This window comes from Acinetobacter sp. UC24323 (assembly GCF_024151445.1).
Taxonomy (GTDB): Bacteria; Pseudomonadota; Gammaproteobacteria; order Pseudomonadales; family Moraxellaceae; genus Acinetobacter; species Acinetobacter baumannii.
The window spans coordinates 34,314-46,795 of the sequence record NZ_JAHIBY010000015.1 but is presented as its reverse complement, the minus strand read 5'-3'; the positions used below and the strand labels follow the sequence as shown (position 1 = coordinate 46,795).

11 protein-coding genes are annotated in these 12,482 nt (G+C 36.6%); 6 read left to right on the top strand and 5 right to left on the bottom strand.

Going from position 1 to position 12,482, the window contains the following annotated elements:
• The first annotated feature begins 67 nt into the window (after window positions 1-67).
• Entirely contained in the window at window positions 68-1,618 is a 1,551-nt protein-coding gene (gene murJ / locus KNQ97_RS17160; RefSeq protein WP_169538965.1) for a murein biosynthesis integral membrane protein MurJ, read from the top strand.
• 44 nt (window positions 1,619-1,662) lie between these two features.
• Here murJ and KNQ97_RS17155 read toward each other — a convergent pair whose 3' ends face one another.
• From KNQ97_RS17155 to KNQ97_RS17135, 5 genes are all read right to left on the bottom strand, one after another.
• Window positions 1,663-2,358, bottom strand: a complete 696-nt coding sequence (locus KNQ97_RS17155; protein WP_000724218.1) for an FKBP-type peptidyl-prolyl cis-trans isomerase — start codon at window positions 2,356-2,358, stop codon at window positions 1,663-1,665.
• 49 nt (window positions 2,359-2,407) lie between these two features.
• Window positions 2,408-3,130, bottom strand: a complete 723-nt coding sequence (locus KNQ97_RS17150) for an FKBP-type peptidyl-prolyl cis-trans isomerase (RefSeq protein WP_000030394.1) — start codon at window positions 3,128-3,130, stop codon at window positions 2,408-2,410.
• A 191-nt stretch (window positions 3,131-3,321) separates the two neighbouring features.
• Window positions 3,322-5,517: a polysaccharide biosynthesis tyrosine autokinase gene (locus KNQ97_RS17145; protein ID WP_253612510.1), complete on the bottom strand. Its 2,196-nt coding sequence runs from the start codon at window positions 5,515-5,517 to the stop codon at window positions 3,322-3,324.
• Window positions 5,518-5,538: 21 nt separating this feature from the next.
• Window positions 5,539-5,967 (bottom strand): low molecular weight protein-tyrosine-phosphatase, encoded by a 429-nt coding sequence (locus tag KNQ97_RS17140; RefSeq protein WP_002123349.1) that lies wholly within the window; start codon window positions 5,965-5,967, stop codon window positions 5,539-5,541.
• A gap of 1 nt (window position 5,968) precedes the next feature.
• Window positions 5,969-7,111 (bottom strand): polysaccharide biosynthesis/export family protein, encoded by a 1,143-nt coding sequence (locus tag KNQ97_RS17135; RefSeq protein WP_216117734.1) that lies wholly within the window; start codon window positions 7,109-7,111, stop codon window positions 5,969-5,971.
• A 162-nt stretch (window positions 7,112-7,273) separates the two neighbouring features.
• Between KNQ97_RS17135 and tviB the strand changes: the two genes are divergently transcribed.
• From tviB to KNQ97_RS17110, 5 genes are read left to right on the top strand one after another with little or no spacing between them, the layout of a single operon-like run.
• The gene (tviB, locus tag KNQ97_RS17130; protein ID WP_032061779.1) at window positions 7,274-8,551 is read left to right on the top strand and encodes a Vi polysaccharide biosynthesis UDP-N-acetylglucosamine C-6 dehydrogenase TviB; all 1,278 of its coding nucleotides are present in this window, start codon (window positions 7,274-7,276) and stop codon (window positions 8,549-8,551) included.
• Window positions 8,552-8,580: 29 nt separating this feature from the next.
• Complete coding sequence (gene rfbB, locus KNQ97_RS17125) at window positions 8,581-9,639, top strand: dTDP-glucose 4,6-dehydratase (protein WP_038808683.1); 1,059 nt, start codon at window positions 8,581-8,583, stop codon at window positions 9,637-9,639.
• On the top strand, window positions 9,639-10,511 hold the full coding sequence (gene rfbA, locus KNQ97_RS17120; protein ID WP_039249217.1) for a glucose-1-phosphate thymidylyltransferase RfbA: 873 nt from the start codon (window positions 9,639-9,641) through the stop codon (window positions 10,509-10,511). Before rfbB ends, rfbA begins: the two co-directional genes overlap by 1 nt.
• Before the next feature lies 1 nt (window position 10,512).
• The gene (locus KNQ97_RS17115; RefSeq protein ID WP_079400927.1) at window positions 10,513-11,367 is read left to right on the top strand and encodes a WxcM-like domain-containing protein; all 855 of its coding nucleotides are present in this window, start codon (window positions 10,513-10,515) and stop codon (window positions 11,365-11,367) included.
• Window positions 11,367-12,482 (top strand): DegT/DnrJ/EryC1/StrS aminotransferase family protein, encoded by a 1,116-nt coding sequence (locus tag KNQ97_RS17110; RefSeq protein ID WP_046879562.1) that lies wholly within the window; start codon window positions 11,367-11,369, stop codon window positions 12,480-12,482. The genes KNQ97_RS17115 and KNQ97_RS17110 overlap by 1 nt, the downstream gene beginning before the upstream one ends.

Below are 12,482 nucleotides of genomic sequence, written 5' to 3'. Positions count from 1 at the left end.
TTCATCATTTCACAACGAAAAGATTTTCTAGTTTCATTACAATAGCGACTTTCGAATATAGCTGTAGGTGAGTACGATGGCATTATGGCGATCGACTTTTATTGTCAGTGCGATGACGATGTTGTCACGGGTATTGGGCTTAGTACGAGATGTCGTATTGCTCAACGTGTTTGGTGCGGGTAAAGATTTCGATACCTTCGTTGTGGCTTTTCGTATTCCCAACTTCTTTCGACGGTTGTTTGCCGAAGGGGCTTTTTCACAGGCTTTTATTCCGGTATTGACCGAATATAAAACAGGTCGTGCGCATGCAGAAGTGCAGATCTTAATTAGTCGAGTATTTGGCTGTTTGCTGACAGTCATGACTTTACTGACTTTCGTGGCTATGGTTTTAGCACCTGCGATCATCTATATGTATGCGCCAGGCTTCCATAATGACCCTGAAAAGTTTGATTTAGCGGTCAGTATGTTCCGTCTGACCATTCCCTATTTAATGTTTATGTCGCTTACGGCTTTTGCCAGTAGCATCTTAAACAGTTATGGCTCGTTTGCCTCGCCAGCTTTTTCGCCTGTTTTACTGAACGTAGCAATGATTGCAGGGGCTTGGTGGCTTACACCGTATATGGCTGAGCCAATCAAAGCTTTAGGTTGGTCGGTTGTGGCGGCTGGTATTTTACAGTTAGCTATACAAATTCCTGAGTTATGGCGTAAAAACTTACTGATCCCACCGAAAGTTGATTTTAAACATGAAGGTGTAGAACGAATTTTAAAATTAATGCTTCCAGCATTATTTGGTGTATCTGTGACTCAGATTAACCTATTGCTAAATACGATTTGGGCATCTTTCATGCAAGATGGTTCAGTGTCTTGGCTCTACAGTGCCGAACGTATGACTGAGCTACCTTTAGGATTAATTGGTGTTGCGATTGGTACAGTGATTTTGCCTTCACTGTCAGCACGTCATGCTGAACAAGACCAAGCGAAATTTCGTAGCATGATCGATTGGGCAGCAAAAGTGATTGTGTTGGTTGGTTTGCCAGCAAGTATTGCTTTATTTATGCTTTCAACACCGATTATTCAAGCATTATTCCAGCGTGGTGAGTTTGATTTACGCGATACACAAATGACAGCACTCGCATTGCAGTGTATGAGCGCTGGTGTAATTTCCTTCATGTTAATTAAAGTATTTGCACCAGGTTTCTATGCGCAGCAAGATACAAAAACACCAGTGCGTGTGGGTTTAATGTCGGTTGCAGCTAATGCGATTTTAAACGTTGTATTCATTGGATTCTTTAAACTAATCAATTGGCATGCAGAGCATATGGCGCTTGCTTTAGCCTCCTCTGGTTCAGCTTTAGTAAATGCAGGTTTGCTCTATTTTTATCTGCATAAGCGTAATATTTTCCGATTTGGTGCACATTGGAAAAAACTGGCACTTCAATATGGCTTGGCCAACCTTGCGATGATTGCAGCGCTTTGGTTCGGGCTAAATTGGTATAACGGTGAACTCTCTCAATGGATTCGTGTTGCAGAGGTAGTAGGTTTATGCGTTGTAGGTGTAATCGCTTACTTAATTGGCTTATTACTGACAGGCTTTAGACCGAGAGATTTAAAACACTAAAATAAAAAGCGATCAATTTAGATCGCTTTTTTTATCTTCGAAAATTATTTTGGCAAAACTTGTAGCAACTCAATATCAAAAATTAAAGTGCTATTTGGACCGATACTATCCCCAGCGCCAACTTCGCCATAAGCAAGTTTTGCTGGAATGAAGAAACGGGTTTTACCGCCTTCTTTCATAGTTTGTAAGCCTTCAGTCCATCCGGCGATCACTTGATTTAACTGGAAATCAACAGGGTGATTACGTGCAATTGAGCTATCAAATACAGTTCCGTCGAGTAAACGTCCTTCATAGTTTACTTTTACACGAGAGGTGGCTTTAGGTGTTTTACCAGAGCCTTCTTTTAATACCTGATATTGCAGACCTGATTTAGTCGTAATCACACCAGATTTTTTAGCATTTTCTGCCAGAAAAGCTGCACCAGCCTGAGCGTTTTGTTGACCTTGTTTTTGAAATTCGACTAGCTGTTTAGCTTCTAATGTTTTTTTATAATCATTAATTGCTTTCGCCATTTCTTCATCAGTTAGGCGTGCTGTCTTATTTTGAGCACCTTCTTGTAAACCTTGGTAAAAAATATCAAGATTTAAATCTGTTAACGCATCAGTATTATTACGGCCCATTAAATAACCATAACTATAACTAAACTGATCTTTTGCCGGGCTTTTATTTGTTATCGGTGCAGCAGCAAAAACAGATAAACTCATTGTTGACGCTGCAATAACCAAACTGATTTTTTTCATGTCATTTTCCAAAAAAACAGGAGAGTATAACGACTCTCCTGGATTGTTATTATTTCACTGAAATGAGTTCTACATCAAAAATCAGTGTACTGTTTGCTGGAATTCCAGGAAGCTCTTGTGGGCCATATGCAAGATTTGATGGTATAAAGAAAGTCGCTTTTCCACCTTCTTTCATGAGTTGAAGACCTTCAGTCCAACCCGGAATGACCTGGTTAAGTGGGAATTCTACTGGTTGACCACGCTTATAAGAACTATCGAAAACCTGTCCATTAATTAAGCGACCTTCATAATGTACTTTAACAATAGACTGAGCAGTTGGCTGTTTACCAGTACCTTCTTTAGTAATGATATATTGCAAACCTGATGCAGTGGTTTTTACGTCAGCTTTCGTTTTGTTTTCTGCAAGGAACTGTGCATCTGCAGAGTCAGCAGCCGTACCTGCTTGCTCAGGTTTGTCTTGATGCTGCATTTTTTGTTGTAACTCTTTTTCATAAGCAGCAACGGCAGCTTTTAAATCTTCTTGAGTATAAGCACTAGGCTGCTTATTGCGCGCATCATGGATCCCTTGAACAAATGCTTTCGTATCCAGTTCAGGAGGAGTTTGTTGAGCAACTTCATACCCAAGAACATAACTGATTTTTTGAATTGGAGAAGCATTTTTGTCTGCTTTACGTCCGACTTCTGTGGTCGGATGTTGAGTTGCATAATATACAGGTACAAGTGCAGCACCGCCTAAAACTACAGCGACAGCAATGGGTAAGGCTTTACTCATAAAAGGTTCCAAAAATAATCATTTGAGTCTAAAAGGCTGCTTCGATCTTAGCATGCTTCGACTTAAGCATAGAATGCTTAACAAAAAAAACGAGTGGTTTTTTACATATTTTAGTTAGTTTTAATGTGGCAAAACTTAAAAAGCAAATAAAAAAACCGGATCATTTGATCCGGTTTTATGAAGAGTTTTAATTAGTCTTCTTTTTGTGCCTTATAGGCATAAGCATAGTTATAACCATACCCACCCCCACTAGAGCGTTGAATATCGTTAAGGATAAAGCCATTCACCTTAACACCTGCTTGTTCAAAACGGTTAACGGTTAATTCAAGCTCTTTAATATGTGACTTAGCATAACGGGCAACGATCAAGTTTACACCAGTGTACTGAGAAATAATAATACCATCGGTTACCGCAAGCACTGGTGGAGTATCAATAATGATATGGTCATATTGAGTCTGGAACTTTTCTAGTAAGTCTTTGAACTGCGTAGAGCTCAACATTTCTGACGGATTGGTTGGGCTCTTACCACGGGTAATCACATCAAGATTAGCTACCTGAGTTTTATGTAATACTTGTGACAAATCAGCCTGCCCACTTAAAAGTTCTGATAAACCAGGCTTCACATCAACATCGAAATATTTATGCATATAACCACGGCGCATATCGGCATCGATCAATAGTACTCGTTTATTGCTTTGTGCAAAGATAGTCGCTAAGTTAGTTGAAATAAATGATTTACCGACTTCTGGTGATGGGCCAGCAATCATAATAATATTATTTTTTGCTGAGGTTAAGGCGAAATGGATAGCCGTACGAATACTACGTAAGCTCTCAATTGCAATATCATCATTACTTTTAACTGCCAGAATAGGAATACTCTTTTTCTTTTTCAATATACTCATACGAGTTTCTTGAATAGGAGAACGAGGTACCGTTGCATAAACTGGAAGATCTAATTCATTTTCAATTTGAGTAGAATCATTAACCCCACTACGCATCATATTGCGTAGTAATGCAATTAATACACCAATAAAACCACCAGCAAAAATAGAAAGTATTAGAACAATCAATCTTTTAGGTTTAACTGGCTTAACTGGTTCTACGGCAGTATCGATAATGCGGACATTACCGATTTCCCCTGCATTGGCAATCTTAAGCTGTTGATAAGAATTAAGTAATGAGGTGTATAGCTCCGTGTTAACTTTCACATCACGATAAAGCTGTAGGTATAAACGTTGTGTTTCAGGAAGCTGTGTTAACCGGTTGTTGAGATCAGCAATCTTTTTATTAATCTCTGCAATTTGAGCATTAATTTGCATAATTAATGGATGATCATTGGTATATTTAGCAGAAAGTTCAGCTTGTTTTTGTTGTAACTCGATTTTAAGCTTTTCTAAATCAATATTTTGCTTGAGTAATAGTTCAGACTCAGCATTAACATCAACTGTTTTATACTTTTCACGGAATTGATTAAATTTTATCTCAGAATCTTCCAGCTGTTTTCTAAGTTCTGGCAACTGCTTTTCAAGGAAAGTTAAAGTTTGTTTAGACTCTAGAGATTTTCGCTCAATATTTTGTTCATGATAGACAGATAGAACATTATTAAGTACTTGAGTGATGTGTTCTGGATCTTGGCCTAGATAATTTAAACCAATAACGCCAGTCACTTTACCTTTTTCAGCAACACTATAAATATTATTAAAATTTTTAACAGCTGTTGGTAGAGCGAGCTTAGTTAAAGTGTAGCTTTGTTCTTTCAAATTACCTTGAGCATTAATTTGTATCTGCCAAAGGCCCCTATCTGTGTTTAGTATATTTTTCTTGTTTAGCAGGCCATTAAATACAACTTGATCTTTGTACATTAAAGTGAATTGATTTGTACCTTTAAACTCTAATTTTAAAGGTTTATCAAAATAATATTCAGGTACTTTAAATTCTCGTATAATCAAATTATTATTTTGATTACTGTAAAGTACAGATTCATGATGATATTCAATTTTACTCTTATCTTGTGAAATTAACTTATCAATCAATCCTAATTGATTATCTTTGATGTTAATATCAAGATTAAGATTCTGGATGACTTGCCCTAAAACCATACGAGATTTTAAAATCTCTATTTCTGGATCAGCTGGTGATTTTTGAGATAGACCTCCACTGACTTTAGAAAGGTCTCCAAGCAAAGCAGCAGAGGCAGCGCCTTTACTATCTTCCACTTGTACCATTGCATCTACAGAATAAGTATCTGGTGTTATCCGTAAATATAACAAAGCACAAATTAAAGTTAAGACTACGCAGCATGCTATGATTTTCCACTGTGCAATCAAAGAAAAGAATAACTCTTTTAAATCGATGCTATCTTCGCTGGTTTTAGAGTTTTGGTTCATAAATTTACAACTAATATACAATTATAATTGAGTGCGCCAATCTTGCACATAGCTTTGAATATTACGGCAAGTCTGATCAAAAAAAGCTTGGTCATGCTGATAAGGATCAGGTATATTTTGCCCTTGCCAATGGCCAAGTCTAAAAATTTTACCCTTAGCAAATGGCCAAGTTTGTTCAATATGCTTTTGTTGATTATTGCTCATGACCAAAATTAAATCATTTTGTTTGATTAATTCGGCACTGAGCTGACGAGCAATATGGGGACGTATATCAATACTCAGCTGATCCATGCAATAAATAGCCTTATCATCTGCAGCATGGCCTACTAGAGCCGAAATACCAGCAGATGAGATATTTAATGTAGGATGTTGAGCCTTTAAAAAGTACTCTGCCATAGGACTGCGGCAAATATTCCCCACACAGACTACTAAAATATTTTGTAACTGCATGCTAGTTTTTACCCAATTGATCAAAGGTATAAAGTGCACTTGAGAACGGTACAATCTGGTTCATGATACGCTGCCAGCGTGTCAAGCCAGTTGCATCAATATACACAATATCATTTTTTTGCATTTGGAATTGATTTGATAATGCAAGGTTGCCAATACTACTTAAATTAAGCTGATAAATAGTTGATTTTTTTGTTTGTAAATCTGTGCGCATAACATAAATACGGGCTGCACTTGCTGAGTATGGGTTAACTCCTTCACTTTCACCCAATACATCACTTAAAGTCATACCTTGATCTCGTAATGGAATTGCTGAGCTTTTATTAGACTCACCCATAACATAGAGTTTTTGGTTTTGTTTGGTATTTACGTAAATTGTATCATTGGGTTGTACTAGTAACTTGTGTAATGAGTAACCTTGCTTTTCAAGAGCAACAACATTTAAGTTATAAACTTCGCCATTACGAATAAGCTGAATATCAGTATTGTCACCAGATTCTTGATTTACACCACCTGCCATACTGAGGGCTGTATAAATACTGATAGGTTGATCATCTAAGGTATATTGACCACTTTTCATAACCTGACCATTAACAAAGTAGCGTTTTGCCTGATAAGACAAGACTCGAACTACAACGTCAGGTGTTTTTAAATATTTAGCAAATTGATTACGTAAATATTTATTGGTCTCAGCAAGTGTTTTTCCGGCAATATGAACTTGGCCTACAAGTGGTAATTGAACATTTCCAGCAGAGTCAATTGGATAACCAAATGCTTTAATATCACTTGAAGCCCCTTGAATAGGAGGAGTAATTTCAGGATATGCCCAAAGTTGAATGGATAAGACATCTCCTGGACTTAAGCGATATTGATAAAAGGGAGTATTAAACAGAGCACTTACATTTCCCTGCGGACGCAAAGATTCAGAACTGATTTTTGGAATATTGTTTTGGGTGAGTTGAACAACAGAAACTTCTGCTCCTTGAGCTGTTTTAAAAGTTCCCTGTTCAGGTAAGTCATAAGTTTGTAAGCCTGAGGTGACTGCACATCCTGTAAACGAAAGTGAAATGGCTAAAAATAATAATGTGCTCTGATGCTTCACATTCAAACCCTTTATTGTTTGTAATCCAATGATACTTTGCATGAAGATATTGGATTGTAGTCTATAATTAACCCAAATCATACTTTATTTGCTGAGCAGTGATTGTATATTTCGAGAAAATTTTGTTTAAAGTCTGCTATATTAACGTAGTAGGTCGTATCCATGATGTTTCCCCATTTAAAATTAAATGGTTAGGTTTTATATATGTTTCAACTCGAGCAACTAAAAATAGCAATCATCGGTTTAGGGTATGTTGGATTACCTTTGGCAGTTGAATTTGGTAAACATAAACCTACAATTGGATTTGATATAAATACAGATCGTATACAAGAACTAAAAAGTGGTCATGACCATACCTTAGAAGTAACTTCTGACGAACTAAAACACGTACATCAGCTTTCATATACGGCAGATATTGAAGACTTAAAAACAGCAAACTTCTTTATTGTTACCGTGCCAACACCAATAGATGATTTTAAGCAGCCTGATCTTACTCCCCTTGTAAAAGCATCTCAAAGTATTGCTAAAGTTCTAAAAAAGGGCGATATCGTTGTTTATGAGTCAACGGTTTACCCTGGTGCTACAGAAGAGGTATGTATACCTGAATTAGAAAAACATTCGGGTTTAAATTTTAATAAAGATTTCTTTGTTGGTTATAGTCCGGAACGTATTAATCCTGGTGATAAACAGCGACGTGTAACCAATATTTTAAAAATTACATCGGGTTCCACTCCTGATGTCGCTGATTATATTGATCAGGTTTATAATTTAATTATTGAAGTAGGGACGCATAAAGCACCAACTATCAAAGTTGCTGAGGCTGCTAAAGTCATTGAAAATACACAAAGAGATGTGAATATTGCATTAATCAATGAATTGGCTCTGATTTTTAATAAAATGGGTATCGATACAGAAGATGTACTCAAGGCCGCAGGTACAAAATGGAATTTTTTAAACTTTAGACCAGGTTTGGTAGGTGGTCACTGTATTGGTGTTGATCCGTATTATTTAACGCATAAAGCAGAGTCAATTGGTTTACATCCAGAAATTATTTTGGCAGCTCGTCGTTTAAATGATCGTATGGGTGAATATGTTGCAACCCAATTGATCAAAGAAATGGTAAAGCAACGCATACAAGTAGTTGGTGCTCGCATATTAATTTTAGGTTTGAGCTTTAAAGAAAACTGCCCTGATATCCGTAACACCAAAATCGTAGATATGGTGAAAGCACTAAAGGAATACGATTTAGATCTTGATATTTACGATCCTTGGGTGGATAGTGCCGAAGTTGAGGGCGAGTATGGTTTAGCTCCAGTTACGGAATTAAAGCAAGATCACTATGATGCAATAGTTATTGCTGTCGCTCATGATCAGTTTAAAGCAATGTCGAGCCAAGAGCTCATTGCTTTAGGTAAAGAGAAACATGTTTTATATGATTTAAAATATGTTTTGGATAAAGAACAAAGTGATATTCGACTGTAAAAATTACTAGTTACTAGCATAGGAATTTTATGAAAATTTTAGTCACTGGCGGTGCAGGTTTTATTGGTTCTGCTGTCATTAGAAATATTATAAAAAATACTCAAGATGAAGTATTAAATATAGATAAATTAACATATGCCGGTAATTTAGAATCATTGTCTGAAATTGATACGGACCCACGATATCAATTTGCACAAGTTGATATCTGTGATAGTGAGCGTTTAACAGAATTTTTTAAAATTTTCCAACCGGATGCTGTGATGCATCTAGCAGCCGAGTCACATGTTGATCGTTCTATTGATGGTCCCGCTGAGTTTATTACAACAAATATTGTGGGTACTTATACATTGTTAGAGGTTGCACGTAAGTACTGGCTACAATTAAATGAAGAAAAGAAAGCCTCTTTTAAATTTCATCATATTTCAACAGATGAGGTTTATGGCGATTTAGAAGGTACAACAGATTTATTCACTGAAACGACATCTTATGCGCCAAGTTCGCCGTATTCAGCAAGTAAAGCAAGTTCTGATCATTTAGTACGTGCTTGGCATAGAACATATGGTTTACCAACTGTAGTAACGAATTGTTCAAACAATTACGGTCCATACCACTTTCCAGAAAAGCTCATTCCATTGGTGATCTTAAATGCGCTGGATGGTAAGGCTTTACCGATTTATGGTAAAGGTGACCAAATTCGTGATTGGTTGTATGTCGAAGATCATGCCAAAGCTTTATATAAGGTCGTGACTGAAGGTAAAGTTGGAGAAACTTATAATATCGGTGGTCATAATGAAAAACAAAATATAGAAGTTGTGAAAACAATTTGTAAAATTTTAGATGAATTAAAACCACAAAATAATCATCAACCTTATGAGACATTAATCACTTTCGTAAAAGATCGTCCAGGACATGATTTACGTTATGCAATTGATGCCTCAAAAATTGCAAAAGATTTGGGCTGGAAGCCTGAGGAAACATTTGAAACAGGTATTAGAAAGACCGTTGAGTGGTATTTAAATAATTTAGAGTGGTGCCGCCGGGTACAAGATGGCAGTTACCAAAGAGAAAGATTAGGTGTAAGTGCATAATGAGTACAAAAGGTATAATTTTAGCAGGTGGTTCTGGGACACGTTTGTATCCGATCACAAAAGGCGTTTCAAAACAACTGTTACCAATTTACGATAAGCCAATGGTTTACTATCCATTGTCAGTGTTGATGTTGGCTGGTATTCGTGAAGTTCTTATTATTAGTACGCCAGACGATATAGATGGCTTTAAGCGATTATTGGGTGATGGCTCACAATTCGGTGTTGAATTAAGTTATGCGATTCAACCAAGTCCGGATGGTTTAGCTCAAGCATTTATTATTGGCGAAGAGTTTATTGGTGAAAGTAATGTCTGTTTAGTACTTGGCGACAACATTTTCTATGGTCAAGGTTTTACACCAATGCTACGCCAAGCCGTGGCCCGTCAAAAGGGTGCAACCGTATTTGGTTATCAAGTCAAAGACCCTGAACGTTTTGGTGTTGTTGAGTTTGATGAGGAAAAACGAGCTGTTTCATTAGAAGAAAAGCCAAAACATCCAAAATCGAATTTTGCGGTTACGGGACTTTATTTTTACGATAATGATGTAGTGAAAATTGCAAAACAAGTAAAACCATCAGATCGTGGTGAACTTGAAATTACGACAGTGAACCAGATGTATCTAGACCGTGGTGATCTCAATGTTGAGCTACTTGGACGTGGTTTTGCTTGGTTAGATACAGGAACACATGCAAGCTTACTTGAAGCAGCACAGTTTGTTGAAACTATTGAAAAACGTCAAGGTTATAAAGTAGCTTGTCTTGAAGAAATTGCACTTCATAATGGTTGGTTGACGAAAGCTCAAGTGTTAGAAATCGGCCAAAGCATGAGTAAGAATGATTATGGTCAATATTTGATTTCTTTGGTAACTGAATAAAATGAGCCTTGTAAAATTAATTGACTTGCCGAATTTTGGTGATGAACGAGGTGGTTTAGTTGCGATTGAATCTAATCAGTCAATTCCTTTTGATGTGAAACGTTTGTATTACATCTTTAATACGTCGCAAAAACCGCGAGGCTTTCATGCTCATATTGATTTAAAACAAGTTGCAATATGTTTGAAAGGTAGCTGTAGATTTATTCTGGATAATGGTTCTACTAAAGAAGAAGTTGTTTTAGATAACCCAATCCAGGGTTTGGTTATTGAAGGATTGATCTGGCGTGAAATGCATGACTTTTCAGAAGATTGTGTATTACTAGTTTTAGCAAGTGAACACTTTACAGAGCAAGATTATATTCGAAATTATGATGAGTTTCTGCGTGTAGTAAATCAGCCTTATATTCATCCATTATCCGATGTTAAATCTAAAAATATTGGTCAAAAAACAAAAGTTTGGCAATATAGTGTGATTTTCCCACAAGCGGTTATTGGAGAAAATTGTAATATTTGTGCCCATACTATGATTGAAAATGATGTACAAATTGGTAATAACGTCACAATTAAATCAGGTGTATATGTATGGGATGGGATTACATTAGAAGATAACGTTTTTGTTGGTCCTAGCGTTACTTTTACAAATGATAAGGCTCCCCGTTCAAAGCAATATCCCGATGAGTTTCTAAAAACTATAGTTGAACAAGGTGCAAGTATTGGTGGTAATGCTACCATTTTACCTGGTATAAGAATTGGTCGAAATGCATTGGTTGGTGCAGGCGCAGTAGTAACTAAAGATGTTCCAGAAAATGCAATTGTAGTAGGAAATCCTGCAATTATTAAAGGCTATGTGAAATAATGATTCCTTTCTTAGATTTAAAAAGTATAAATAGTCAATATCGTGCAGAACTCATTGAGGCTTGCACTCGTGTTATAGACTCTGGCTGGTACATAGGCGGAAATGAGCTAGCTCAATTTGAACAAAACTTTGCGGAATATTGTGGAGTAAAATTTGCAATTGGAGTTGCAAATGGCTTAGATGCCTTGATTCTTACGCTTCGAGCATGGAAAGAGTTGGGGAAACTAAATGATGGTGATGAAGTAATCGTCCCATCAAATACATACATTGCGAGTATTTTAGCAATCACTGCAAATAACCTAACTCCAGTTTTAGTTGAACCGGATATTAATACTTATAATATCGATCCAAGCAAGATTGAAGCTGTAATTACTCCAAAAACGAAAGTAATCTTACCTGTTCATCTATATGGACAATTGGCAGAAATGCCTGTAATCATGGCAATTGCTAATAAATATAATTTACTTGTTTTGGAAGACTCTGCTCAATCTCATAGTGCTGAAATTAATGGAATAAAAGCTGGAAACTGGGGAGATGCTTCGGGTTTCAGTTTCTATCCTGGTAAAAATTTAGGCGCATTAGGGGATGCTGGTGCTGTAACCACTAATAATGAAGAACTTGCACAAATGTTACGTGCTCTTCGTAATTATGGTTCTCATGAAAAATATAAAAATTTAGTACCTGGTGTAAATAGTCGTCTTGATGAAATTCAAGCTGCCATGCTAGATATTAAATTAAAATATTTAGATCAAGAAATAACTCATCGCCGTAAAATTGCGCAATTATATTTGCAGCATATAGTAAATCCTTTAATTACATTACCATTAGCTGAGAAAAATGCTGAAGAGTATCAGCAACATGTTTGGCATTTATTTGTGATCCGTACTGAGCATCGTGAAGCTTTACAAAAGTATTTGGCTGAACAAGGCGTTCAAACTTTAATTCATTATCCTATCCCCCCTCACAAGCAACAGGCTTATAAAGAATGGAATGATTTAAGTTATCCTGTATCTGAGCAGATTCATGCTGAAGTGATGAGTTTACCTATTGGTCCTACACTAAGCGTGGAAGAGGCTGAGAAAGTAATTCAGATTTGTAATAATTTTAAAGTCTAA